Raw genomic sequence first — 26,121 nt, forward strand, 5'->3', positions numbered from 1 at the left:
GAAGATGGCTTATAAAGTTATTGTATGTGCCAAGCAGGTACCTGACACTAATGTTATTAGAATCGATCCCAAAACAGGGACACTGATTCGTCAGGGCGTTCCGAGCATATTGAACCCTGATGATGCAAATGCGCTAGAAGGTGCTTTGACCCTGAAGGACCGCTATCCCGGATCCACCGTCACGGTGGTGACTATGGGACCACCTCAGGCAAAGGATATTCTGATCGAGGCGATCGCCATGGGAGCGGATAAGGGCGTCCTGTTGACGGATCGCGCAGTTGGTGGTTCGGATACATGGGCGACATCCAATGCTCTGGCAGGAGTGATTCAGTATCTGGGGAACTTTGATATTCTTATTGGCGGTCGGCAGGCTATTGATGGGGATACGGCGCAGGTAGGACCGCAGATCGCTGAGAAACTGGGGATCCCTCAGGTCACTTATGTAGAGGGTCTGGAAATAGAAGAGGACGGTCGCACGGTTCTCGCCAAACGGCAACTGGAGGATGGATACGAGACAGTCGAGGTTGCCCTTCCTTGCATGTTAACTTGCGTGAAGGAATTAAATGAGCCCCGATATATGACTTATGCGGGAATTTTTGATGAAGAAATGGATGAAAAAATTATCACCTTGAGTGCCACGGATGTGAACCTGGATCCTGCGATTGTCGGTCTTAAGGCTTCTCCAACCAATGTGTTCCGTTCCTTTACACCTAAACCGAAGGGACGAGGGATCATGCTGGACGGGAGCGACGAGAAGGAACTGGCGACCAGACTTCTGGTCAATCTGAAAGCAAAGCATGTGATCTAAGGGGGACAAAAATGAATCGTTTTGAAGAATATAAAGACATTTGGGTATTTGCAGAGCAACGTGACGGAAAACTGGCTAATGTCGCCCTGGAGTTGATCGGCGAAGGACGGCGACTCTCCAGAGATATGGAGAGGAATACAAAGGTGTATGCTATTTTGGCAGGCACCCAAGAGGATGTGGACTCCCTGGCGAAGGAGTGCTTCGAATACGGTGCAGATGGCGTGATCTCCTTGCAGCATCCTTTGTTGAAGCAATACACCACTGATGCTTACACAAAAGCCCTGACAGAGTTGATCATCCAGCGCAAGCCGGAGATCGTTATCTATGGAGCTACTCATATCGGACGAGATCTTGCGCCGCGGATCGCAGCTCGTGTCAACACCGGACTTACGGCAGACTGCACTCATCTAGATGTGAACCTGGATAAATATGTTGATTACGCAAATAAGAATACCACATTGGATACTAGCAAAATTGATCCGGCATCAGATGACGGGGGCCTGAAGATGACCCGTCCAGCGTTTGGCGGGAATCTGATGGCGACTATTATCTGCCCTAATACAAGGCCGCAGATGTCAACAGTGCGCCCTGGCGTCATGCAGAGGCTGGAACGAGATCCTCAGGCAGATGGGGAAGTAGAAGTGGTTGTGCCCCAGTTGGAAGAGAAGGATATTCGGGTCAAAGTCTTGGAGGTTATCAAGTCGGCGAAGGAAATGGTTTCTTTAACGGACGCAGATATTATCTGTTCCGGCGGACGGGGACTGGGCGGCCCGGAGGGCTTCGAGCTTATGCGGAGATTTGCTGAGAAAACCGGCGGTGTGGTGGGAGCCTCCCGTGCGGCGGTGGATAGTGGCTGGATTGATCATTCTCATCAGGTTGGGCAGACAGGAACTACAGTGAAACCGAAAATTTACTTTGCCTGCGGTATCTCCGGCGCAATTCAGCACTTAGCCGGCATGCAGACTTCGGATATCATTGTAGCCATTAACAAGGATCCGGATGCGCCCATCTTCACGGTTGCAGATTTTGGCATCGTGGGGGATCTGTACAAGGTGGTTCCGACGATCATTAATTTGTGGGACGATGCTGAGGAACTCTACGAGACAGATTTAAGGAGGCAGTAGAATGAGCAGAAAAAAAGTAGCAGTGATCGGTGGGGGTCCCGGTGGCTATATTGCCGCCATTCGGGCGGCGCAGTTGGGTGCAGAGGTCTCTGTGATTGAAATGGATAAATTGGGCGGAACCTGCCTAAATATTGGATGTATTCCTACAAAGTGTATGCTTCACAGCGCAGAGCTTCTGGAGCAGATCCGGATTCAGGGTCCTCAGATAGGTGTGGATGTGGAGGGAGCGCAGATCAACTTTCCCCAGGTGATGGCAAATAAGGATAAGGTATCCTCCCAACTGGTAAATGGAATAGGCGGGCTGATGCACGCCAATGGAGTCAGTGTGATTTACGGGAAAGCAAGTTTTGTGGCTCCTGGGGAACTGGAGATAGAGGGCGCCAATGGCGAGACGGAGCCTGTAGAAGCAGATGCGGTGATTTTGGCTACGGGTTCCGTCAACGCGACGCCTCCTATCCCCGGAGTGAATTCCACTTCAGCGTGTCTGGATTCGACGGGAATGCTTTCCCTGACGGAACTGCCGAAGAGCCTGGTGGTCATTGGAGCAGGTGTGATCGGTTTAGAACTGGCCTGCGCCTACGCATCCTTTGGAACAAAGGTAACCGTGGTGGAGGCCATGGATCATGCACTTCCTATGTTGGACAGAGAGATCACGGCAGTGGGCATGCGCCACATGAAAGGCATGGGGATCGATATCCGGATGGGAACACCGGTTAAGTCCATTGAAGAGACAACGGAGGGTGCCCGTGTAATATGTGAGAAGAAAAACGGGGAAGAGGTTTCTTTCCAAGCGGAAAAAGTCCTGGTCGCTGTAGGAAGGAAGGCGAATACAGAGTTTCTGAAACTGGCGGCGGGCGGTATTGAAAACAACAAAGGGAAGATTATCGTAGATGATCATATGAGGACGAATGTGGAAGGAATCTACGCCATTGGAGACTGCGTGGAAGGACATGCTCAACTTGCTCATACGGCTTCCTGTATGGGTGAGGTCGCTGCAGAGAATATCATGGGGATAGATTCTGTGTACGATGAGTCCACCAATCCCACCTGCGTATATATGGAGCCGGAGGCGGCGGCAGTGGGGCTTCGGGAGGATCAGCTTGAAGAAGGAAGCTATAAAGTTGGGAAGTTTCCTATGCTCGCCAATGGAAAAGCCATAATCATGAACGGTGGAGAGGGCTTGGTGAAAATCATTGCAAATGCTGAGACAGAAAAAATCCTCGGTATGCATATCATCGGACCGAGAGCGACGGATTTGATTGCTGAGGGCGCTGTGGCAATTCGTATGGGCATGACAGTAGAGCAGTTGATCACAACGATTCACTCTCACCCGACTATCTCAGAAACGGTTCGAGAAGCGGCACTTGATTTGCAGGGGCGTACCCTGAACATGCCGCCTGTAAGGTGATAAATATGGATTGCAAAATAACATTAAGCGTCAATGCAGGTGTTTCGATACAGATTGAGGGGAAGAAGATTCTTGTGGATGCGTTCTTCGAGGCGGCGGATGAAGGGATTTCTGTGATGACACAGGAGTTGTTTCACCGCGTTATGGAGGCGCCGGAATTTCAAAATGCGAACTGCCTTTTCTTCACACATGCCCACAAGGATCATTATTCCGCTGGGATGACGAAGGCATATCTGGAAAACTATCCGGAGTGCCTTCTGATTGGCCCAGAGACTGTTTCTCCGGATGAGACCATTCGAAACCCAAGGGTTGTTTTATCTGAAGATGTCTCTATGAAAATCCATGGAATAGATTTCGACTTCTTCTCGCTGCTTCATGAGGGTGGTCCCTCAAAGGAAACTCCGCATTTTGGATGTATGATCTCTGTGGGGGGGAAAACCATTTTGATGCCTGGCGATGGGAAACTTTTCACGGAGGAACTGGCAGCGAAGGTGAAAGGAAGAGAGATCAATCTGGCCATCTTGGACTTCCCTTGGCTGACTGCGCCGGGAGGCATTGATTATGTATATGGAAAAATAAATCCGTCGAATGTGATTCTGTACCATCTTCCTACGCCGGAGGATGATAAATTCCGTTATCTTGCGGCAGTGGACTATGCTTTGGCAAAACTTCCGGAGGAGAAGAACGCCCAGATTCTGTGCCGACCGCTGCAGACAATAGAAGTCCATCTATAAGGAGGAAAATTATGGTGACATATATGGAAACAGGATCAATTGATCCCCGATACAATCTGGCTTTCGAGGAGTATGTTCTTTGTCACCGGACCACAGGCGATATTCTCATTCTGTGGCAGAACGAGAATTCTGTGATCATCGGACAGAATCAGAATACGTTGGAGGAAATCAATGTTCCCTTTGTGGAAAAGCACCACATCAATGTGGTTCGCCGGACGACTGGCGGGGGCGCAGTGTATCACGATCTGGGGAATCTGAACTATTCATTCATCACAGATCTGGAGGACCCGGAAAAGCTTACAATAAATAAGTTTACAATACCGGTCATCAATGCTCTGGAGCAGTTGCATGTACATGCGGCGGCTTCCGGCCGAAATGATATTCTCATTGACGGGCGTAAAATTTCCGGCACGGCTCAACGTATTGAAAAAAGCAGAATACTGCACCATGGAACTTTGCTGTTTCGCTCTAATCCGGGGATGATTGACGGAGCGTTGAACGTTGATCCGCATAAGTTCCGTTCGAAGAGTGCTAAGTCAGTGAAGAGCAGAGTAGGTAATATCGCGGATTATATCGACGAAGATATGACCCTCCGGGAGTTTTGGGAGCATTTGAAGGAATCCCTTTCCGGGGAGGGCTTTGTGCAGGGCTCTCTGACAAAGGAGGAACTGAGGGGCGTAGAGGCGCTGAAGAGGGATAAGTACGATACATGGGAATGGAATTACGGCAGGTCTCCGGAGTTTCAGATGCATCACAAGAGTTACTGGGACGGAGGTGCTCTTGAGATCTACGGAGATATGAAAAAAGGAAGGATCGAAGCCCTCAAAATATATGGCGATTTTCTGGCAGTGAAATCCATGGAGGAAATTATTCCTTTGTTTACCGGAAAGGAGTTTACTAGGGCAGCTTGCAAAGGGGTCCTGGATGGAATCAGACTGTCGGATTATTTTGGGACGATCACAGAAGAAGAAATTTTATCAACAATGTTTGAATAGGAGGAAAAGTTATGGGTGCAAACAGTTTCATGATGACATTCCCCCAATTTTTCGGACGAGGCTGTTCTAAGGAGGCAGGCGAAAAACTGGCGGCGATGGGATGTAAAAAAGTTCTGGTCATGCATGGGAAAGGTGTAGAAGCGGCGGGTCTTCCGGCTCCCATTGTACAGGCAATTGAAAGTGCGGGACTGGAAGTTGCAGAAAACAATGAGGTAGAATCGGATCCCAGCGACCGGATCATAAAAAAGATAGCGGACTTTGGGCGGGCTGCAGGAGTTGACAGCGTTGTCGCCATCGGAGGAGGAAGCTGCATGGATGCAGCGAAGTGCGTTAAACTTCTGCTGGACAATGATGAACCGCTGGAAGTATTTTATGACATTTCCCATTCACAGAAAACGGCGATACCGCTGATTACTATTCCTACAACCTCCGGAAGCGGAAGCGAAGCATCGAAGGGCGCGGTGGTGACGGATACGGTGAACGGAATCAAACGCGTAATCATTGGGGCGGGAACGACTCCCGCAATGGCATTGATTGATCCGGAACTCACTCTGGGCGTACCTCCGAAGGTCACCGCAGCATGTGCTTTTGATGTACTGGCTCACGCCATTGATGCTATTACTTCGAAAATGACCTGCAGAATCACTCAGGCGGTTTCCTATGAAGCGATCCGCCTGATGGAGAGCAGTTACAAGCAGGCTGTGGAGCATGGAGATGACATCAATGCCCGAGAGGATATGCAGCTAGCCTCCAATCTCGGAGGATACGGGATCGGAAATGCCAAATGCTCTATGTCTCATGCTTTCGCTCATGCTCTGGGTGCGCTGTACCATGTTCCCCACGGTGTATGCTGTGCGATATTCACGCCGGCATCGCTGGAATATGTTTCAGACACCTGCCCGGAACAGATTCGTGCGATCGCAGAACTTCTTCATACCGCGTATGATGCGGAAGATTCCACCCGGGAGATCGCACGTAAGACCGGTGAACAGATCCGCAGGATGTATAGATCTGTAGGAATTGATGATATCACTGCCTATATACCGGATGAAGAGGAGGCCATTAAGAGGTTGACTCCTGTTGCGGAGAAAGATATTATGGCGTTGTTCAGTCCAAGACCCATCGACGGTGAATCCTGCGAGTGGGTGATCCGAAGAACCTATGAACTTGCCAGATCATAGGGATACGTGGGATAGGAAAAATGTTGCCAAAAAGTACTCATATATAACCCATAGAAGAAGGGGCTGCTGCGTTGAATTGTGGTGGTCCCTTTCTCTATAGTGTAATATCCTCGGACGGAACGTCTGAAAGCGACAACTTTGATGTATCCTCTCATCGAGATGTTGCTTTTTGTTTAAACAGCATTCCATCGTGTCTGCATTTGTGCAGGGTAACAGGATAAAATGTTCTGAAAGCGCATTCGAAATTCTTTTGATATATTTTCTCCGCTTATATTGGAGAATTCCCGCCTCTGACCGTGACAACTCCATCGTTCTATGCTACAATACTATGTTAGGAATTTGCGGCATTAGCGGAGGTTCGGGGAGGGAGCCCTGCTTCGGGGAATCGTGGCTGACGGATCGGAGAAGCCTTGCGGCGCCGGCACCGCCGCGCGGCTGCACAGAAGGAGAGAAGTGGAATATGTTTGAAAAACTGGATTCTGTCGTCGATAAATATGATGAGCTGACCAGGGTCGTTGCAGATCCGGATGTCATTGCGAATCAGAGTGTCTGGCAGAAGCATATGAAGGAGATGGGCGAGATGGAGCCCATCGTCACGAAATATAAGGAGTATAAAAAGGCAAAGGAGGAACTGGACTTCGCACGTGAAATCGTGGAGAATGAAAGCGATGAAGAGATGCGGGATCTGGCGAAGGCGGAGATTGCGGAGCAGGAGGACAGCATTTCCAAAATCGCGGAGGAACTGAAGGTCCTGCTGATTCCGAAGGATCCCAACGATGAGCGCAATGTCATCCTCGAGATCCGCGCCGGTACCGGCGGGGACGAGGCTGCTTTGTTCGGCGGAGACCTGCTGCGCATGTATACCCGGTATGCCGAGAGAAAACGCTGGAAGGTGGAGATTATGGATCTCAATGACACCGGCATCGGCGGCGTCAAGGAGGCGGAAGTGCTGATAAAGGGCAAGGGAGCATACTCCAGACTGAAGTATGAGAGCGGTGTTCACAGAGTACAGCGGGTGCCGGAGACGGAGGCGTCCGGACGGATTCATACGTCGGCCGCGACCGTAGCGGTGCTGCCGGAGGTGGACGATGTGGAGGTTCACATCGATCCCAACGACGTCAAGGTGGACGTATATCGGGCGTCAGGAAACGGTGGGCAGTGCGTCAACACGACGGATTCCGCGGTTCGGCTAACGCATCTACCCACAGGACTTGTGGTCACCTGCCAGGACGAAAAATCCCAGATCAAGAATCGTGAAAAGGCGATGAAGGTTCTGAAGGCCAGGCTGTATGACAAGATGCAGCGGGAGCAGGCGGCGGAGATTGCGGCGGAACGGAAGGATCAGATCGGTTCCGGCGACCGGAGTGAACGAATCCGCACCTACAATTTCCCTCAGGGGCGCTGTACCGACCACCGCATCGGACTGACGCTGTACAAGCTGGATTCCATTCTGGACGGCGATATTGACGAGATAATCGACGCCCTGACTACAGATGACCAGGCAAGGAAGATGAACAATTTCTGATGAAGACGAGATTACTGAAGGATACAGAAGAAGATATCCGCATCGCAGCGAAGATTATCGAGCAGGGCGGGCTCGTGGCGTTTCCGACGGAAACGGTCTACGGTCTGGGCGCCAACGCGATGGATGCCGATGCTGTGCGGAAAATCTACGAGGCTAAGGGGCGGCCTGCCGATAATCCGACGATTGTGCATATCGCGGAGCGGGAGGAGCTGGGGCAAGTCACGTTCCTCGTGACGGAAGACATGAAGACACTGATGGACCGGTTCTGGCCGGGTCCGATGACCATGATCGTTCCCCGGGGCGAATATATTCCCTACGTCACCACCGGAAATCTGGAGACGGTCGGAGTACGAATGCCGGAAAACGAGGTGGCCAGGGAGCTGATCCGCCGGTCCGGTTGTCCTATCGCGGCGCCTAGCGCCAATCTTTCCGGGCGGCCGAGTCCGACGACGGCGCAGCATGTTATCGACGATCTGGACGGACGCATCGACGCGGTGATCCAAAGCGGGCCGTGCCGGATCGGAATCGAGTCTACCGTTATCGATATGACCGGCAAGATTCCGATGATCCTGCGTCCGGGGTATATCACAAAGAAAGACTTTGAGGAGGCGCTGGGTCAGGAGATTCTGCTTGACCCGACGCTGAACAGAAAGCCGCGGGAGGGAGAGGATTTCCATCCCAAAGCGCCGGGGATGAAGTATCGGCATTACGCCCCCAGAGCGGAAATGATTATTTTTAAGGGAGACCGCATCCGTGTGGAGGCGGCCATTGACCAGGAGCGTGCGGAGCGCGAAGCGCTCGGTCAGAAGGTCTTTGTTATTGACTTCGACGAAGACAGGGAAACCGTGGCGGCGCATGAGATATTCGCCATGCTTCGTCAGGCGGACCGGGAAGGTGCGGACGTGATTCTCGCGGCGGCGCTTCCACAGCGGGGAGTCGGATTTTCCGTAATGAACAGGATGCTGAAATCAGCAGGTTTTAACGTAAGAGAGGTGTAGAAATGGTTATAGCGGTAGCAAGTGATCACGGCGGATTCAAGCTGAAACTGGCGGTGAAGGAGCATCTGATTGAGCGAGGATACAAGGTTGTGGACCTTGGAACAGATACCGAGGATTCGGTGGATTACCCGGTTTACGGGCAGGCCTGCGGCGAGGCGGTCGCGGCGGGCAAGGCGGATCTGGGCGTGGTCTGCTGCGGCACCGGAATCGGAATTTCCATTGCTGCGAACAAAGTAAAGGGCGTGCGCTGCGCTCTTTGTACCTCGGTGGAGATGGCGGAACTGGCGAAACAGCACAACAATGCGAATGTGCTGGCGCTGGGAGGCCGGATCCTGGAAACGGAGGAGGCGATCCGCATCACCGACGCGTGGCTGGACAGCGAGTTCCAGGGCGGGCGCCACAAGAGAAGAACGGATATGCTGGACGCAATGTAATCTGAGGAGAGAGGAGTCACATTATGGGTAAAGTTTATGTTTTTGATCATCCGTTGATTCAGCACAAGGTGGCGCTGATGCGCATGAAGGACACCAGTGTTAAGGATTTCCGGGAGCTGGCGAAGGAAGTGGCCATGCTGATGGGCTTCGAGGCGACTCGGAATCTGCCTCTGAAGGAGGTGGAGATTGAAACGCCGATCTGCCGGACCAGAGTCCGTATGCTGAAGGGTGAAGATATCGCGATCGTGCCGATTCTGCGGGCCGGACTGGGCTTTGTAGACGGAATGCTGGCTCTGGTCCCCAACGCCAAGGTCGGGCATGTAGGACTTTACCGTGATCCTGAGACTCACGAACCGGTGGAGTATTACTGCAAACTGCCGAAGGACATCGAGAAACGGCAGATTTTCGTGGTTGATCCCATGCTTGCCACCGGCGGAAGTGCGGTGGCGGCCATCGACTTCATCAAGAAGCGCGGCGGCCGGAACATTACTTTCATGTGCCTGATCGCGGCGCCGCAGGGAATCGAGACGCTGCAGAAGGCGCACCCCGATATCGATATCTACATCGCGTCCAAGGATGAGACGCTGGACGAGAACGCCTACATCGTGCCGGGCCTCGGAGACGCCGGGGACAGGCTGTACGGAACAAAGTGAGGAACAAGACAACATTAATGAGGAGAGTGCTTTTTAAATGAAAAATTTTATACCGGATAACATCAGCCAGTATGATAACGTCTATGACGTTCTGAAGGAGCGCGGCTTCATCGAGCAGGTCACCGATGAGGATGCGGTTCGCAGTCTTTTGGGACGGGAAAAGATCAAATTCTACATCGGATTCGATCCCACGGCGGACTGCCTGCATGTGGGTCATTTCATGCAGGTCATCATCATGATGTATATGCAGAAATTTGGCCATACCCCGGTGGTGCTGCTGGGCGGAGGAACCGGCATGGTCGGAGATCCGTCGGGACGCACGGATATGCGGCAGTTGATGGATGTGAATACCATCGATGAAAACTGCCGTCAGTTCAAGAAGCTCTTCGAACGCTTCCTTGAATTCGATGAGGAGTGGGAATACACCGGAAACAACGGGGTGTTTGCTCCCGGACATGAGAATAAAACGCCCGAACCGGGAAAGGCTATCTGTGTCAACAACGGACACTGGCTTCGCCCTCTGAACTACGTGGAGTTCGTCCGCACCGTCGGTACTCACTTCAACGTCAACCAGATGCTGCGGGCGGAAGCTTTCAAGCAGAGAATGGAGCGGGCCGGCGGCCTGACGTTCTTCGAGTTCAACTATATGCTGATGCAGTCCTATGACTTTATGGTCATGGCCCGGGACTTCGATGTGAAGATGGAATTTGGCGGAAACGATCAGTGGTCCAATATCATCGGCGGCGTCGATCTTACCCGCAAGATGTGCGGTAAAGAAGTCTACGGAATGACCTTTGCGCTGCTGACTAACAGCGAAGGCAAGAAGATGGGAAAAACCGCCAAGGGAGCACTTTGGCTTTCCCCGGAACGGACTTCTCCATATGAATTCTATCAGTACTGGCGTAATGTGGACGACGCTGATGTGGAGAAATGCCTGCGGATGCTCACGTTCCTGCCTATGGATGAAGTCAGACGGCTGTCTGCTCTGGAGGGCGCGGAGATTAACAAAGCCAAGGAAATCCTCGCCTATGAGGTCACCAAACTCGTCCACGGTGAAGAGGAGGCGCGCAAGGCACAGGAAGGTGCGCGGGCGGCTTTCGGCGGCGGCACTGCGACGGAGAATATTCCGACAAAGGAATATCCGGCGGCCGACTTTGCCGGAGAGGGAAAAGGTCTGCTGACACTGATGAAGGAGCTGGGGCTGGCATCCTCCAACGGTGAGGCCCGCAGAACAGTGGAGCAGGGAGGTCTGTCCGTCAACAGCGAGAAAATTACAGACGCTCGGGCTTCGATAACGGCGGAGCATTTCCGGGACGGCGAGATATTAATCCAGAAAGGAAAGAAAAAATTCATCAAGGTCGTGCTCCGTTAGCGGGTGCGTCTGACTGAGATACCGGACCCGGGCTGCATCATCGTCTGAACGGAGGAAGATGCAGCCCGGGTTTTCTGTTGCTGTCTTTATTTTTCAACTTTTATGAACCCCGAACAAAAAAGACTGAAAAAATAACTAAAAATTTTGTATTGTATTATTCGTATAATAGTGAGATAATTAAACAGAAGTACAACTTACCTGGTGGGGGTTATAGTGTGAAAAAGAGTCGCAGTGATGTGTATACGCCGGATGCCCGGGAGACGAAGATCCAGATTTTCAAATTCTTTTTGTTCTCCGTGTCAGCGGGAATCGTGGAGACCGTGTCGTTTACGGTTCTCAAATTGCTGACCAGATGGACATACTGGCCATGTTATTTGATTGCCCTGATTCTTTCAGTGCTCTGGAACTTTACATGGAACCGAGAATTCACATTTAAATCCGCCAACAATGTTCCGATGGCGATGTTCAAGGTATTTCTCTTTTACTGCGTATTCACGCCCGCCTCTACCTGGTGGGGGAATATGCTGACGGACAGAGCGGGATGGAACGACTACGTTGTACTGGGTTTTACAATGTGCATCAATCTCACGACAGAGTATTTGTACGACCGGTTCTTTGTATACCGGGACAGTATGAATACGAATAAGAGAGCGCAGCAGGAAAGGAAGAAAAAAGATGCCGGAAATTAGAGGAAAACGGGCGCGCAGCAGAATGATCATCATGCATGCGGCGAAGGAACTGTTTGAAGAGAAGGGCCTGAATCACGTAACATTCAACGATATTGCCACACGGGCGGACATGTGCAGAACGACGATCTTCAATCACTTCTCCACAATCAACGAGCTGATGCTTGCGGTTATGGAGCAGGAAGTGAACGATGTTCTCTCCTATTGCGGAGATTCCAGACAGGAAGGTGAGGACCTGATCCGCGCCATGTTCGAGATGCTGATCGACGACACCTGTAATTATCCGGTTTTGACCGCCAAGCTCGTGGCAAACAGCATTATCAGTGCGCAGGAGCGCCCGTCCCTGGCTAAGCTGGAAAAGATTATTGCGGATAATCTGCCGGATATGCCGGATCGGGAAAAAGAGCAGAAGGTCATCCAGCTCACCGGAATTTACTATGGGCTGGTTAATCATTACTTCATCAATAACTACGAGTTCGACCGCAGAAAGATGAAGAGAAAATTTAACGAAATGGCGAACAGTATTTTGTAGACGACACGAAAAGTGCCGGCGCGGAGGTGACAAATTATGAATAACTGCGGTATCAGCCGTTGGGACAATCCGAGGGAGATTAACCGGAAACTGTCTCATCTTACGAGTCTGCCGATTTATGAGGTCACAGACGAATATTATGAGGATACGATTCTGAAGTATTACGATGAGAAGTGCGCCGGCTCCCGGAAGATCTACGAGGAAGCGAAACAGTACATCCCGGGAGGCGTACAGCATAATCTCGCTTTCAACAAGCCGTTCCCAGTCTGCTTTGACAGGGCGGAGGGAGCCTATCTGTACGACAGGGACGGAAACCGCTACATTGATTTTCTGCAGGCCGGAGGACCGACGATCCTGGGAAGCAACTATCCGGCGATAAGGAATGCGGCTATCGAGCTGCTGAACACCTGCGGCCCGGTGACGGGCCTTCTCCATGAGGCTGAGCTGATGATCGCCAGGAAGATCCATCAGTGTATGCCGAATGTGGAGATGTTCCGGATGCTGGGGAGCGGCACAGAGTCGGTCATGGCGGCGCTGCGGATTTCGCGCATCGCAACGGGGCACAAAAGAATCATCAAGATCGGAGGAGGCTATCACGGATGGAGCGATCAGATGGTGTACGGGCTGAAGATTCCCGGCAGCAGAAATCTGATGGAATCCCACGGAATTCCCCGCAAGATTTTCGCATATGTGGACGAGGTTCGTCCCAACGACCTGAACATGCTGGAGAATTTCCTGCGGATCAATCGCCTGCGGGGAGGCACAGCGGCTGTGATTGTTGAGCCGGTGGGCCCGGAGAGCGGTACGAGACCGGTGGCGCGGGATTACAACCAGGGCGTTCGCAGGCTGTGCGACATGTACGGCGCGTTGCTGGTATTCGATGAGGTTGTCACAGGTTTCCGTGTGGCGCTGGGTGGTGCGCAGGAATATTTCGATGTGGTGCCGGATCTGACCTGCTTCGGGAAAATCGTTGCAGGCGGTTTCCCGGGAGCCGGGGGCGTCGGCGGAAAGAAAGAATATGCCGGGCTGATGGCGGCAGGCGTAGGCACCATGAAGCACAAAGCATATGTCGGCGGAACGCTGGCAGCCAATCCTTTGTCGGCGCTGGCGGGATATACGGCGATCTGCGAGATCGAGAAAACCAATGCCTGCGAGAAGGCGGGAAGAGCCGGCGACCGTCTGACGGACGGACTCCGGAAGCTCATAGAGCGGTACAGCCTTCCCTTCGTTGCATATAACCAGGGGAGCATCGTGCATCTGGAATGCACCGGCGCCATGAGCTACGATTATTCTTCCTATTTCATCGGAAAGTCGGCGGTCGGACTCCTTATGAACAAAGATATAATGATCGCCCGCAAGGAATCGATGGAGCGTATGGGAGCCGCCTATATGGCCAACGGTATCGTTACTCTGGCGGGAAGCCGGCTGTACACCTCGCTGGCAGATACAGACGAAGTGATCGATGACGCGCTGGATCGCTTCGAGGAAGTGTTCCGGCATGTGGCGAGAACGAATAAAGGTGTGAGAAGATAAAGACAGGGAAAAAGAATGGAAATGAAAGATGTTATTGTTAAGTATGCGTCGATGATGAACGCACTTCCCTATTCGACGGGGAAAAGCCCGCAGATTCTGGTGCGCATCGGCGACCGGTGTCTTGCGACGGATGAGGATGCGGATTTTTCATCGCTGACGGAGGAGGATATTATTGATATCACCAATCAGCCGTCTGTGGAGAAGGATGTGCTGATGACATCCCGGGAGGCCAGGGCGATGATTTTGTCGCGAACGCCTTATGTGGGTATCTGTGTTGCCTCCCGCCGGCGGATCCCCGCGGTTCTGGATGATATGGCGCAGATTATCGGACAGGAAGCCAGGGTCGTGCCGCGGACGTTCCGGGGGATTTCCCGGGCACTGAAGAGTGCGGAGGCGGCATTGGTGCGGCCGGAAGAATCCGGAGGGTATGCGATTACCTGTGGAAGAAATCTGTACGAGGCTTATGTGGCGATGACGGTGCTGGAGAAATCCGCCGAGGTGATTTTGAAGGCGGCTGTTATCGGAGGTGCGAAGCCCATCGGATCACTGGACTGCAGACTGATGCATCAGATCTACCGCAGAAAATATTCAAAGGCAGAGAAGGAGCACAAGGATGATACTGAAGGATGAAAGAGAGGGCCGGGAATTCCTTGTGGAATACGGCCACAAACTGCTTGAAACAGGACTGGTTCAGGGCACTTGGGGAAATCTCTCGGTTCGTCTGGATGACCGGTTCATGATCTGTACCCCGTCCGGATTGGATTACGAAAGAGTGACGCCAGAGGATATGGTTCTGGTGGAAATCGAAACTCTGGACTGGCAGGGCGTGCAAAAACCCACGTCAGAGAAAGCCCTCCACGGCGGAATTTACGCGTCGAGGCCGGAGGTGGGCGCGGTGATTCATACTCATTCCAAATACTGCAGCATTTTCGCCGCGGCAGAAATGCCTCTGGAGGTGGAAGACCCCGAACTGGCCAGGGATATAGGCAGCGGTCTGAAAATCGCCCGGTACGGACTGGCCGGAACGAAGAAACTGACGAGAAACACGCTGACTGCTCTGGGTAGCGCCTCCGGCTGTATCATGTCTCATCATGGCATGATCTGCTGCGGGGCCGACATTGCGGACTGCTATGACAAATGCTGCAAGATTGAGGAGGCCGCACGCCGGTATATCGACAGCCGGCTGTGATGGAGAGCACATGCGCCGGGCGAGGAACGCTGAGCCCGCCGGCGCGGTGACCGGGAAATACCGGAACCGGATTGCGGATGGAAACGTGAACAACCCGTTAAGGCTTCTCTGCCCCTATTGACCAATCATCAGATTATGTTAGAATGATTGTATTGTCAGAAGGAGCGCAGAAGAAAATATGACGGGATTAACTACACAGGAAGTACAGGAAAGAATAAAGCAGGGCAAGGTGAATGAGGAGGTGTCCTCCTCCACCAGATCAGTGAATGAAATTGTAAAATCCAATATTTTTACGTATTTCAATCTCATATTCACGGTTCTGGCTGTCCTGCTTATTGTTGTGGGATCATTCAAGGATCTTTCCTTCATGCTGATTATTTTCGCCAACACCGGCATCGGCATATACCAGGAGATCCGCTCCAAGAATACGCTGGACAACCTGAAATTCTCCAAGATGCCCAGGAGTATCGCGATTCGGGACGGACGCCGGCAGGAGGTGGACACCGACCGTCTGGTACTGGACGATGTGGTCGTTCTGGGAGCCGGCAATCAGATTCCGGCGGATGCGCGGGTGGAGGACGGAAGTGTCAGCGTCAATGAGGCGCTGATCACCGGAGAGTCCGACGAGATTGAAAAGCATCCCGGCGATGAGCTGATGTCCGGAAGCTTTGTGGTTTCCGGCGAATGCGCTGCCCGTCTCACCGCGGTCGGAAAGCATTCCTATATCAATCGGCTGACGGCGGAGGCAACCCGGCAGAAGAAGAACGACAACCAGTCCCAGATGGTGAAATCGCTGGATCGGCTTGTAATGTTCATCGGCATTGCCATCATCCCCATCGGTGGAATCCTGATGTTCCAGCAGATCGCCATTCAGGGTCTGTCCTTCCGGGCCAGCGTGATTGCCATGGTGGCGGCTGTTCTGGGGATGATTCCCGAGGGTCTGTATATGATGGCCAGCATCGCGATGGTCGTCAGCGCCATGCGCCTTGCCCAGAGCGACGTCCTGGTTCAGAATATGCGCTGTATTGAGACGCTGGCGCGGGTGGATGTGCTGTGCGTGGACAAAACAGGAACCATCACGGAGAACGAGATGCAGGTGGCAGGACTGAAATCTGCCACAAAGGAATATTCGGAAGAGGCGTTGCGCCCCTATATCGCAGATCTGGCGCAGAGTCAGAGCCGCGACAATATCACTATGGCGGCTCTTCAGAATTACTTCACAGACGGTTTGGGAAGAGAGCCCTTCCATGTCTGCGGATTTTCCTCGAAATACAAATACTGCGGCGCGAGCTATGAGGACGGCAATTTTGTTCTTGGCGCGCCGGAGTTTGTGCTGGGAGAAAATTTCTCCCGTTACAGTGAATATATTCAGTCTGTCAGCGAACAGGGCTACCGTGTCCTCGCGTTTGCACGCAGCCGGGAAGAGCCCAGAGGGCAGACGCTGACGGAGGAGGTCCGGCTGCTGGCTCTGATTCTGCTGGTCAATCCCATCCGGGAAGGCGCGAAACCCACTTTTGAGTATTTCGCAGAAAACGGAGTGGATGTGAAGGTTATCTCGGGAGACAATCCGGTGACGGTTTCCAATGTGGCGCAGGAGGCGGGCATCGCTGATGCGCAGAATTATGTGGACGCCAGAACACTGAAATCTCAGGATGACGTTGACCGTGCGGTCGGCCGCTACACGGTGTTCGGCCGCGTTACGCCTGAACAGAAGCGAATGTTCGTCAAAGGGCTCCAGAAACAGGGGAAGACCGTCGGCATGACCGGCGACGGCGTGAACGACATTCTGGCGCTGCGGGACGCGGACATCTCCATCGCTATGGCCTCCGGCAGCGAGGCCGCATCTAACGCTGCACAGCTTGTTCTGATGGATTCCGATTTTTCCCGGATGCCGCTGGTCGTCGCGGAGGGACGGCGGGTAGTCAATAACATCATCAAAACCGCAACGCTGTATCTGACCAAGAATATCTTTTCGCTGCTCCTGGCGATGTTTTCCCTGATCAGTGTGCTGCAGTATCCGTTGAAGCCTTCGCAGATTACTCTTATCAGCATGTTCACCATCGGGATTCCAAGCTTTGTGCTCTCCCTGGAACCGAACAGAGACAGGATACGGGGCAGCTTCCTCGGTAACGTCTTCCGGATGGCCACGCCGGCGGGAATTACTTTGTTCCTCTCCGTCAGCTGTCTGTTGGTGTTCGGCGATGTGCTCGAGCTGAAGGCCAGCATGATTTCCACTGCGAGCTCCGCCCTGGTGGCGCTGGTGGAGTTCATGATTCTGGCGAGGGTCGCGAAGCCCATGAACCGGCTGCATCTCGGCATGATGGTCGTTATGGTGGCGGGGTTCTTCTATATGATCATTTTCCACAATTCCCTGTTCGGCATCAGCCCGGTGAACTGGCAGTGCGCGCTGCTTCTGGTGGTGTTCATGATGGCGACCGAGGCGGTCTTCCGCTATTTCTACAAATTCACAGCCTTTGTTGAAAACTTCTTCGGCAGGGAAGCGAGACAGAGAAAGCGTCATTGAATGTGCGGCGTTCTTTGTGACAAAGCTGCGATGGACTTTGCGACAAAGCTGCAGTGATCTTTGTGATAAAGCTGCAGTGATCTTTGTGAAAAAAATCCGTGGCGGCCTTTGAAAAAAAGCTGTGCTGCGCTTTGTGATAAAATGCTTGATTTCTTCGCGGCGCTGCTATATAATAAATGATGCGTCTACGCAGACGCCTGTTTTTGTCGCGGGCAGGTCAGGCAGGACTGAACCACTGTGCGTACCGGAAGCCTTGCGAGCTGAATCAATTTTAGCGATGCCGACCAGGATCGATTTCCCAACCCGTTCGATCTCAGTAGGCAGGGCCGAAACAGAATCCCGGGGGGATTCCCAGTAGGCAGAAAGGAAGTAACATGAAATCTTACATTGCTAAGCCTGCGGAAGTGCAGCGTAAATGGTACGTTGTCGATGCAGAAGGCAAAACTCTCGGAAGACTGGCTTCAGAGGTCGCGTCTGTCCTGAGAGGAAAGAACAAACCGACGTATACTCCGCACGTTGACTGCGGCGACAACGTGATTGTCGTCAATGCGGAAAAGGTCAGCGTTACCGGAAAGAAGAGAAAAGAGAAGACCTATGTATCGTATTCCGGATTCCCGGGTGGTAAGAAGGAAGTAACGTTCGAGGAAATGCAGGCGAAGAAGCCTGAGGAAATTATCCGTCATGCAGTAAAGGGCATGCTCCCGGAGGGCAAGCTCGGCAGACAGATGTTCAAGAAGTTACACGTTTACGCAGGCCCTGAGCACAAGCATGCGGCTCAGAAGCCGGAACCACTGGAATTTTAGGAAAGGGAGGAATAGAATATGGCTAAGACACAGTATCGTGGAACAGGCAGAAGAAAATCTTCCGTTGCCAGAGTCAGACTGCTCCCTGGAACCGGAAAGGTAACGATTAACAAAAAAGACCTGAATGATTATTTCCCGGCAGAGCTGCTGAGACAGGAAGTCGTGAGACCCTTCGGTGTTGCCGGAGCGGAAGGAAAGTTCGACGTCATCGCGCTGGTGAACGGCGGCGGACTGACCGGTCAGGCGGGCGCGCTGAGACACGGAATCTCCAGAGCGCTGTGCGAGGCGGATGCGGATGCTTACAGAGCGCCGCTGAAGGCCGCAGGGTTCCTGACCAGAGACCCGAGAATGAAGGAAAGAAAGAAATACGGCCTCAAGAAAGCCCGTAAAGCATCCCAGTTCTCGAAGCGTTAGTCTCAGTTACCGAAGAAGAACTGTCGAAACTTTAAACCCCCGGAATCGGTTGATTTCCGGGGGTTTTAAAGTGGCGTGCACCGCGGCGCGGCGAATAAGCCGACCGCACGCATTAAGCTCGTCGGACATCCGGCGGGGCAAGACTGACCGCATGAATGAACGGGTTTCTATTTCTTCTGGTTCTTTCTGATTTCGAATATTACGCCCACCGGTCTGGTTATGTGACCTTTGCCGCAGTATTTATCCTTTAGAAGAATTCGTTTCTTCCAGATGTTGAAATAATAGATTTTGTTATTTACATAGGCGCGTGCGTTTCTTTTGCATCCTTTTTTCACGACGACATCCTGCTCGTCGGAAATCGTTCGCTTCTTTGTGATGGAAAATTCATATGCAGCTTTAAGGGCGGCCTTTACTGTTTTTCCGTCAGCGTCTACTCCCGCGGCGGCAGAAAAGGTATGCGTCGTGGAAATTTCCTCGCTTGCTTCGGGGTTCTGCAGCCCGTAGGTTTCCGCAATGGCTGTGATTGCTTTTCTGCCGGTAAAGGAGTGTGTGTAATTGTAATCAGACAGCGTAATAGAAGCCTTTTCAATATCTGCTGCGGTCTCCTCTGAGGGTTGAGGGGATGCCGCAAAGGAAAAGGTGACCGTTGAAGCGATCAGAGCCGATGTGAGAACGGCACAAAAGAATTGCCTTAAATGTGATTTCATAGATACTTCTTTTCATATGCGTAGAAAATGCCTGATTTGAATATACAGAAAAATCCGACGCATGTCAAGGGAACTGTATGAATGTCCTTGCCTTCCTGATAAACGGATATGTAATATGAATTAATTTATCATAAAAGTGATGTAATTTTATTTTCCCAGTAACCAGTCAGACAGGTTTCTGACCTGGATGCCGTTGTAGTTCCCTATAGTGAGCCGATCTCCTGTCAGGACGATTTTCTCGTAGTTGTCCCGGATATTTGAGAGCGGCTTCAACTCGCGGTCGAATGTATCTTTCGCGGTCATATCTGCTGTAACCTGAAAATAGGTATAGGTGCTCTGTTTTTCTGCAACGAAGTCAACCTCGGTATTGCCGATCTTCCCTGTCATAACGCGGAAGCCTCGGCGAAGAAGCTCGAAATAAACCAGGTTCTCCAGTGAAAAACCCAGATCGTATTGAATGCGCGGCAGGATATGGTTCCTTAGACCAAGGTCCACAATATACAGCTTTTGATTCGCTTTCAGAAGCTGTTTTCCCACGATATCAAAACGCTCTGCCGGATAGAAGATAAAGGATTCTGTGAGCGCCTCAACATAATTGCTTACCGTGTTAGCGGAGACTTTTCTTCCGTTTGAGATCAGATAGTTGGTGATGCTCCGGATGGAGACCGGATTTCCGGTCACACTTGCCAGATATTTAGCTATGGTCTTCAGCAGGAGAACGTCCGTGATCTTTCTTTTGTCAGGATCAGTTTCCTTCCTGGCCTGGCGGTCCTCTATGTCCTTTATGATTACGGTATTGTAGATGCCTTCTAAATAGGTGTCTACCTTTTCCGGCGTCCGGTCCATAACGGCAATATAGGGGAGGCCTCCGTCACGCATATATTCCGAAAGACCGCGATCCGGATTCATGCCGGTGATCTTCAGATATTCTTTAAAGGACAGGGGCAGCATCTTGATTTCCACATAACGGCCTGTCAGCAATGTGGCAAGATCCCCCGAAAGCAGGCAGGCGTTGGAACCGGTGATGTAGATGTCTGCGTTCGGCTTGACATACAGACTGTCGACAACCTTTTCAAAGGATGGAACCTTCTGGATTTCATCCAGGAAAATGTAGGTCTTTTTTTCTCCATGCAGATGCTCCTTGAGAAAGGCATAGAGTTTTCGATAGTCCTGCAGCTCCTCATATTCCAATTCTTCGAAATTGACAGAAACGATCTGTTCCTTTGAGATCCCTTTTGCCATAAGCCACGCCTGATATTGCAGCAGCAAGGTGGATTTTCCGCAGCGCCTGATACCGGTGACGACTTTGATTACCTGTTCATCCTTCCACTGAATCAGACGTTCCAGATATTCTTTCCTTTCAACCAAGATGATCACCTCCATCAAGTAGTGTTTCGATTTTAGCATACAAAACGCAAAAAATCAATATATATTCCGAAATGAGAACATAATTGCTGAAAAACAGATTACTGTTCCGAAACGGGAACAATAAGAGAGATTCGCCGGAGAATGTGACAAAGGCAACGGAAATTCTTGAAGTCCGCCCTTTGAACCACTATAATAACTATAACAGCAGCTGCTCATTGAGTCCCCGTCGGACTTGACGGGCGCTGACGGAAGTTTGTCAGCAGCGCCGCAACGCACAATCCGGAAGCAGGGTGCATCGGACTTAGCGGGCGCTGCCGCGGACGGAACCGTCCTGCGCGTACTTTGTACCGGCGGATTCCGCGGGCAAAGAAGAAATCAGCCGAATCAAATCAGGGAAACGGAGAGAGCAATGAAACAGTATGATTATCTGATCGTGGGCGCCGGACTTTTCGGCGCTGTATTTGCAGAGAGGGCGCATCAGGCAGGCAAGCGCGTGCTGGTGATCGACCGCAGGCCGCAGGTGGCAGGCAATGTCTATACAGAAAAAATCGAAGGGATACATGTGCATCGGTATGGCGCCCATATCTTTCATACCAGCGATTCCCGCGTCTGGAATTATGTCGGACAGTTTGCGGATTTCAACCGCTTCACCAACTCCCCCGTGGCGAATTACCACGGCGAGCTGTATTCGTTACCCTTCAATATGTATACCTTCAATAAAATGTGGGGCGTCGTGACGCCGCAGGAAGCGCAGGAAGAAATCCGCCGGCAGCGCCGGGAGGCGGGGATCACGGACCCGAAAAATCTGGAGGAGCAGGCGATCAGCCTCGTCGGAACAGATATCTATGAGAAACTGATCAAGGGCTACACGGAGAAGCAGTGGGGGCGTCCATGCGATCAGCTTCCGGCTTTCATTATCCGCAGGCTGCCGGTCCGATACACCTTTGACAATAATTACTTCAACGCACTCTATCAGGGGATCCCTGTGGGCGGTTATACCCGTATGGTGGAGAATATGCTGCGGGGCGTCGAGGTGCGTCTGGGGGTGGATTATCTGGAGCACAAAGAAGAACTGAACGGCCTCGCAGCAGCGGTTGTGTATACCGGCGCGATCGATGAATTTTTCGGATATCGTCTGGGGAACCTGGAGTACCGGTCCGTCCGGTTTGAAACCGAGGTGCTCGACCGGGAAAATTTCCAGGGGAACGCCGCGGTCAATTACACAGACAGAGAGACCCCGTGGACCCGGATTATCGAGCATAAATGGTTCGAGTTCGGCAGGGACGGGGACGGAAACCCGCTGCCGAAGACCGTCATCAGCAGAGAGTACAGCGCGGAGTGGAAGCCGGGAGATGAGCCGTACTATCCGGTAAACGACGAAAAAAACAGTTCCCTGTACAAAGAATACAGAGAACTGGCAAAGAACGAGCCTAAAGTGATTTTCGGCGGCCGTCTGGGAGAATATCGGTATTACGATATGGACCAGGTGATCGGTGCCGCACTGGCACTGGCCGAACAGCAGCTCTGCAGGTAGTGCGCTGCTTTCGGCTGTTGGCGCATGTTTTACGTTTGTCAACGCCATTAAGTCCGACGGGAAATCAATGAACTGACGTTAATTGAATCCGTAGATCAGGCGGACCACGCGATAACCGCGACATACGATCTCGTGCCCCACTTTTCCGGGAAGCCCGACGCAGCGGACCATCAGACTGTGACGCAGGAAATGATAGATGACCGGATCGGTTTTCTCAATATACCGCCACAGAGCTCCCCGCCTGGCGAAGGCTCTTTTGGTGCCGTCCAGCTGCAGAATCGTATGGGTGATCATGGTCACGATTTCCAGATAGTTGCGCATGTATTTGAAGCATTTGACATGCGGGAATTTCGCATTGGAGAAGATCTCGACCATGATTTTGTTGACGCGGATCTGCTGATCGATGCGGCGGATCATGACTTTTTCATTGACGGACTGATCCTCCCGGCCGATGAAGTAGCGGTAGAAGGGGACGTCCATATAATACATGGTTTTTACAAAGGGAAGCGGCTGGAACGCGAAGATATTGTCCACGTAGAACGTGTGCTCCGGCAGCTTCAGCCCGCATTCCCTGAGCAGCTCCGTCCGGTAGACCATGGAGTGCATCAGGATGTAGTGGGCCTTCTGCAGATGACCGACGTCTTTCCAGCCGAAAAACCGACCCTTTGGGAGGCCCGCAGGGCGCATGACTTTTTTGTGATATGCTCCCGCCTTTTCATAAACGTAGTTGAAAACCAGCAGATCCAGCGGCTGGTCCTGCTCGATGACCAGATTCAGGAAACGGAGTACCTTTCGATAGCTCGCTGAATCTGCCCAGTCATCGCTGTCAACGACCTTGAAGAACCGGCCGGACGCGTTGGCGATTCCGGTGTTCACCGCGGCGCCGTGCCCTCCGTTTTTCTGATGAATGGCCCGGACGATCTGCGGATATCGCGCCGCATATCGGTCGGCGATTCCAGCAGTGCGGTCTGTGGAACCGTCATCCACGATGATAATTTCGACGTCTTCCCCTCCGGGGAGCAGTGATTCGACACACTTTTCCATATATTCTTCCGAGTTAAAACAGGGGATCGCAAAGGTTATTACTTTTTCTTTCAAACTGAATTTCCTTCCGTTCGGGGGGATTATGCGGTAATGTCATCTCTGACTCGGGCAGGCTTTCTGACCTCATAGAAATCAAACTGATCCACACACCATACGATGGCAATGAACATGATGCACGCCGACAGCACGTCCAGAACAGAGTGCTGCTTCAGGAACATCGTGGCCAGTATAATGAGAAGCGAAAGCACGTTTGCTGCGATTAGAACCAGCGGATTCCGCGCCAGCTTGCCGCGGCAGGTGTGCAGCGCTTCCAGTACAACGAGCGTATTGAATACGTGAATGCTCGGTGCGACATTCGTCGGCGTGTCGGTCTGATACAGGCGTGCCACCATTTGACAAAAGATGTTGTCGTTCGGCATTTCAGTCGGACGAAGATAGAGTATCGTCGGGTAGATGGTGGAAGTGATCAGGAAGAACAGCATACCGGCCATCAGAATCAGCGATGTCCGTCGAAAGGCCGCTTCGTCTGCGAACAGAAGATAGATCATAATTGCCGGAACAAAAGCAAACCATAAAAAATACGGCACAATGAAATATTCGCAGAATGGGATAAGACTGTCCAGCGACGAATAGATTACGTGATAGTGACTGCCGGTATTCTGCTCCAGCGCCGAAAACCAGATCATGTAGAATACCATGAACACCAGAAGCGGCGCAGAGATCCTGAGCTTATGCTGTATATCTTTTTTTTCCAGTAAATTCATAATACAACTTTCTCCTGCTCTCTATTGTATTACGGGTTTGTGTTGGTTTTGTAAACAGATGAGTATATAATAACACACAGAACGGTCGACGTGCAAATTACCGGGAAAAATTGGCGGTGTCAATTTGTTGTGGAGTTTTTCGGTTGACAACTCTCTTGTATTTTTAAATTGCTTCTAATTTAGTGTCTGCTCTGAAATAGAAAAAGCCGGATGCTCCTTTGTTGGAGAACACCCGGCTATGTAAAAACCGGCTGATTTCTGCTGAAACCAACCGGCTAAATAGATGATTTATATGTCCGAAATGTTATCTCGCGTCTCTGTCGTTCCTTGCCTTCGGAAAAACAACTGTTGCTGTAGCTCACGTCTTTATTCAGCTTTACCTGCGGAGGAAACTTGAGCATATACTGTTCGCCTTCGTAAATCACGGAGATTTTATTCCCGTTTGCACCGGCGTAGGTCTTTTTTCGCTTTTTCAGTTCTGTAAAATCTATGACGTTCATACCGTTACGCCTTTTCCAATCTCAAATATTTCTCCCGTAAATACCATGCCTGTTCCGGATTGATGATCTGATTGACCTCTGCATTATTGATGTCTGTCTGAAGATTACAGTAATCACAGTCCCAGCGGAGATAAGGTTCTCCGCCATCCAGCTTCTCCCACGCAGCCTTCATGGCGGCAATGGATTCCACCAGAAATGGCGGCAGACCGCGTTCCAGATAGGTCTTATCCTTCGGAAGCCCGGTTGCACTGTCATAAGGGGAAGACAGCTCCATAATGTCCTCCATCGTACAATCCAACGCCTTTGCAAGCTGCTGAACAGTTTTGGCCGAACAGCGTTCGATCTTGCTCCGTCCTGCGCATATATCCATGATTGTAGTCTTTGGCACACCGCTGACTTTTGAAAGATGGTATTTTGTGATCTGTCTTTGGTCAAGCAAAGTCTGCAAGTCCATGTCGTCACCTCCCGCTCATTGTTCACTTTCATTATATCGGTATGCCGACCTAATGTCAACAGTGCAGACTGAAAGACTGTTCCCTTCGTTTCCGAATACCCATGACAAAAAAGATGATACCTGAGATCATCAAACCTGCATCAATATTATTGTCGCAGCATGATGCGGCGGTTTCTTTTTGTGGCAAGGTTTCTCGCTTAATTTCTGCCGGGAAGGGTAATTATACAACAAATAATCGTAAGGAAACTCAGGTAGCCTGACGAGAGATCAGGGAGGAAAACGCTTATGAAATCAATACTGATCCGGGACACGACCCGGGAAGAACGTATCCGCATTGTCACACAGGCGCTGTCCGTGTGCGGCGGGAGTTGCTCCGGATGTAACGGTTGTGACAACATGGGCGGCGGCATCGTGGACAATTTCTACAGACCGTATATCGACGGAGAGAAAGAAATTGCGGAGCTGAACATGGAGTATAATGCACCGTTTGTACGGGGGTGAGAGCGCTATGGAGGAAAAGGAATGCTATATCTTCCGTTGCGAGAAATATCCGCACTGCAAGAAGGCGAAGGGGAAATGCTGCGCCATCGATTTTGATGCGGAGATTCCCAGGGTGCGTGAGGGAGAATGTACAAAGGGAAACGGATATCCTCTGTTTGAGGACGACGGCAGAAGATTTTTCAATCCTGACAACCTGTGATCACGAGTTCCGGTTTTGTCGCGGCCCCGGTGGGCTCCGGTTTTGTTCTGCGCCGCTGGGACCGCCAGCGCCACTCGCACCGCCGGTCGTGCGTAGCGGCTGCGAGACCCATCTGCAGCTGTGCCGTCGGTCGCAAG

The 26,121-nt window shown here is 51.7% G+C and carries 28 protein-coding genes; 22 read left to right on the forward strand and 6 right to left on the reverse strand.

The features are described 5' to 3' along the window. Positions 1-4: 4 nt before the first annotated feature. From FYJ64_RS03105 to rpsI, 19 genes are all read left to right on the forward strand, one after another. The gene (locus FYJ64_RS03105) at positions 5-808 is read left to right on the forward strand and encodes an electron transfer flavoprotein subunit beta/FixA family protein (RefSeq protein WP_154573794.1); all 804 of its coding nucleotides are present in this window, start codon (positions 5-7) and stop codon (positions 806-808) included. Between the two features lie 11 nt (positions 809-819). Beyond that, positions 820-1,932, forward strand: a complete 1,113-nt coding sequence (locus tag FYJ64_RS03110; RefSeq protein ID WP_154573795.1) for an electron transfer flavoprotein subunit alpha/FixB family protein — start codon at positions 820-822, stop codon at positions 1,930-1,932. A gap of 1 nt (position 1,933) precedes the next feature. Beyond that, the gene (lpdA, locus tag FYJ64_RS03115) at positions 1,934-3,340 is read left to right on the forward strand and encodes a dihydrolipoyl dehydrogenase (protein ID WP_154573796.1); all 1,407 of its coding nucleotides are present in this window, start codon (positions 1,934-1,936) and stop codon (positions 3,338-3,340) included. Between the two features lie 5 nt (positions 3,341-3,345). Next, on the forward strand, positions 3,346-4,074 hold the full coding sequence (locus FYJ64_RS03120; RefSeq protein WP_154573797.1) for an MBL fold metallo-hydrolase: 729 nt from the start codon (positions 3,346-3,348) through the stop codon (positions 4,072-4,074). 11 nt (positions 4,075-4,085) lie between these two features. Next, positions 4,086-5,069 (forward strand): lipoate--protein ligase, encoded by a 984-nt coding sequence (locus FYJ64_RS03125; protein ID WP_154573798.1) that lies wholly within the window; start codon positions 4,086-4,088, stop codon positions 5,067-5,069. A gap of 11 nt (positions 5,070-5,080) precedes the next feature. Continuing rightward, on the forward strand, positions 5,081-6,250 hold the full coding sequence (locus tag FYJ64_RS03130; protein ID WP_154573799.1) for an iron-containing alcohol dehydrogenase: 1,170 nt from the start codon (positions 5,081-5,083) through the stop codon (positions 6,248-6,250). Between the two features lie 460 nt (positions 6,251-6,710). After that, complete coding sequence (prfA, locus tag FYJ64_RS03135) at positions 6,711-7,775, forward strand: peptide chain release factor 1 (RefSeq protein WP_154573800.1); 1,065 nt, start codon at positions 6,711-6,713, stop codon at positions 7,773-7,775. Continuing rightward, positions 7,775-8,773: an L-threonylcarbamoyladenylate synthase gene (locus FYJ64_RS03140; protein WP_154573801.1), complete on the forward strand. Its 999-nt coding sequence runs from the start codon at positions 7,775-7,777 to the stop codon at positions 8,771-8,773. Before prfA ends, FYJ64_RS03140 begins: the two co-directional genes overlap by 1 nt. A 2-nt stretch (positions 8,774-8,775) precedes the next feature. Further along, positions 8,776-9,207 carry a ribose 5-phosphate isomerase B gene (gene rpiB / locus FYJ64_RS03145; protein WP_154573802.1) on the forward strand — a complete coding sequence of 144 codons (432 nt, stop codon included), beginning with the start codon at positions 8,776-8,778 and terminating at the stop codon, positions 9,205-9,207. A gap of 23 nt (positions 9,208-9,230) precedes the next feature. Continuing rightward, positions 9,231-9,860: a uracil phosphoribosyltransferase gene (gene upp / locus FYJ64_RS03150; protein ID WP_154573803.1), complete on the forward strand. Its 630-nt coding sequence runs from the start codon at positions 9,231-9,233 to the stop codon at positions 9,858-9,860. Positions 9,861-9,897: 37 nt separating this feature from the next. Continuing rightward, on the forward strand, positions 9,898-11,232 hold the full coding sequence (gene tyrS / locus FYJ64_RS03155) for a tyrosine--tRNA ligase (protein WP_154573804.1): 1,335 nt from the start codon (positions 9,898-9,900) through the stop codon (positions 11,230-11,232). 215 nt (positions 11,233-11,447) lie between these two features. Continuing rightward, the gene (locus FYJ64_RS03160; RefSeq protein WP_202816875.1) at positions 11,448-11,921 is read left to right on the forward strand and encodes a GtrA family protein; all 474 of its coding nucleotides are present in this window, start codon (positions 11,448-11,450) and stop codon (positions 11,919-11,921) included. Further along, a complete protein-coding gene (locus tag FYJ64_RS03165; protein WP_154573806.1) occupies positions 11,908-12,450 on the forward strand; it encodes a TetR/AcrR family transcriptional regulator in 543 nt (180 codons plus the stop codon). The genes FYJ64_RS03160 and FYJ64_RS03165 overlap by 14 nt, the downstream gene beginning before the upstream one ends. 36 nt (positions 12,451-12,486) lie before the next feature. Next, positions 12,487-13,983, forward strand: coding sequence for an aspartate aminotransferase family protein (locus FYJ64_RS03170; RefSeq protein WP_154573807.1), 1,497 nt, complete (start codon positions 12,487-12,489; stop codon positions 13,981-13,983). 15 nt (positions 13,984-13,998) lie between these two features. Next, positions 13,999-14,613 (forward strand): hypothetical protein, encoded by a 615-nt coding sequence (locus tag FYJ64_RS03175; RefSeq protein ID WP_154573808.1) that lies wholly within the window; start codon positions 13,999-14,001, stop codon positions 14,611-14,613. After that, positions 14,597-15,172, forward strand: a complete 576-nt coding sequence (locus tag FYJ64_RS03180; RefSeq protein ID WP_154573809.1) for a class II aldolase/adducin family protein — start codon at positions 14,597-14,599, stop codon at positions 15,170-15,172. Before FYJ64_RS03175 ends, FYJ64_RS03180 begins: the two co-directional genes overlap by 17 nt. 178 nt (positions 15,173-15,350) lie before the next feature. Then, entirely contained in the window at positions 15,351-17,696 is a 2,346-nt protein-coding gene (locus FYJ64_RS03185; RefSeq protein WP_154573810.1) for an HAD-IC family P-type ATPase, read from the forward strand. Positions 17,697-18,070: 374 nt separating this feature from the next. Then, positions 18,071-18,499 carry a 50S ribosomal protein L13 gene (rplM, locus tag FYJ64_RS03190; protein WP_075712928.1) on the forward strand — a complete coding sequence of 143 codons (429 nt, stop codon included), beginning with the start codon at positions 18,071-18,073 and terminating at the stop codon, positions 18,497-18,499. A gap of 18 nt (positions 18,500-18,517) precedes the next feature. After that, positions 18,518-18,913, forward strand: coding sequence for a 30S ribosomal protein S9 (rpsI, locus tag FYJ64_RS03195; RefSeq protein WP_075712926.1), 396 nt, complete (start codon positions 18,518-18,520; stop codon positions 18,911-18,913). Positions 18,914-19,080: 167 nt separating this feature from the next. Here the strand turns inward: rpsI and FYJ64_RS03200 are convergent, their stop codons facing one another. Together FYJ64_RS03200 and FYJ64_RS03205 are read right to left on the reverse strand one after the other, a co-directional pair. After that, positions 19,081-19,620 (reverse strand): hypothetical protein, encoded by a 540-nt coding sequence (locus FYJ64_RS03200; protein WP_154573811.1) that lies wholly within the window; start codon positions 19,618-19,620, stop codon positions 19,081-19,083. 147 nt (positions 19,621-19,767) lie between these two features. Then, entirely contained in the window at positions 19,768-20,988 is a 1,221-nt protein-coding gene (locus FYJ64_RS03205) for an ATP-binding protein (protein WP_235897094.1), read from the reverse strand. Between the two features lie 409 nt (positions 20,989-21,397). Here FYJ64_RS03205 and glf point away from each other — a divergent pair, with 409 nt between their 5' ends. Next, on the forward strand, positions 21,398-22,522 hold the full coding sequence (gene glf / locus FYJ64_RS03210) for a UDP-galactopyranose mutase (RefSeq protein ID WP_154573812.1): 1,125 nt from the start codon (positions 21,398-21,400) through the stop codon (positions 22,520-22,522). A 78-nt stretch (positions 22,523-22,600) separates the two neighbouring features. Here the strand turns inward: glf and FYJ64_RS03215 are convergent, their stop codons facing one another. The 4 genes from FYJ64_RS03215 to FYJ64_RS03230 all read right to left on the reverse strand — a co-directional run bounded on the left by FYJ64_RS03215 (position 22,601) and on the right by FYJ64_RS03230 (position 25,284). Then, positions 22,601-23,620, reverse strand: a complete 1,020-nt coding sequence (locus FYJ64_RS03215) for a glycosyltransferase family 2 protein (protein WP_268891389.1) — start codon at positions 23,618-23,620, stop codon at positions 22,601-22,603. 26 nt (positions 23,621-23,646) lie between these two features. Beyond that, positions 23,647-24,330 carry a phosphatase PAP2 family protein gene (locus FYJ64_RS03220; RefSeq protein WP_154573814.1) on the reverse strand — a complete coding sequence of 228 codons (684 nt, stop codon included), beginning with the start codon at positions 24,328-24,330 and terminating at the stop codon, positions 23,647-23,649. A gap of 275 nt (positions 24,331-24,605) precedes the next feature. Then, positions 24,606-24,830, reverse strand: a complete 225-nt coding sequence (locus FYJ64_RS03225) for a hypothetical protein (protein WP_328596982.1) — start codon at positions 24,828-24,830, stop codon at positions 24,606-24,608. 4 nt (positions 24,831-24,834) lie between these two features. Beyond that, positions 24,835-25,284 (reverse strand): helix-turn-helix domain-containing protein, encoded by a 450-nt coding sequence (locus FYJ64_RS03230; protein ID WP_154573815.1) that lies wholly within the window; start codon positions 25,282-25,284, stop codon positions 24,835-24,837. Positions 25,285-25,569: 285 nt separating this feature from the next. Between FYJ64_RS03230 and FYJ64_RS03235 the strand changes: the two genes are divergently transcribed. Next, the gene (locus tag FYJ64_RS03235) at positions 25,570-25,785 is read left to right on the forward strand and encodes a hypothetical protein (protein WP_154573816.1); all 216 of its coding nucleotides are present in this window, start codon (positions 25,570-25,572) and stop codon (positions 25,783-25,785) included. Between the two features lie 7 nt (positions 25,786-25,792). Next, the gene (locus FYJ64_RS03240) at positions 25,793-25,984 is read left to right on the forward strand and encodes a hypothetical protein (protein WP_154573817.1); all 192 of its coding nucleotides are present in this window, start codon (positions 25,793-25,795) and stop codon (positions 25,982-25,984) included. Positions 25,985-26,121 lie beyond the last annotated feature (137 nt).

The organism is Hornefia butyriciproducens (assembly GCF_009695915.1).
GTDB classification, from domain to species: Bacteria; Bacillota; Clostridia; order Peptostreptococcales; family Anaerovoracaceae; genus Aminicella; species Aminicella butyriciproducens.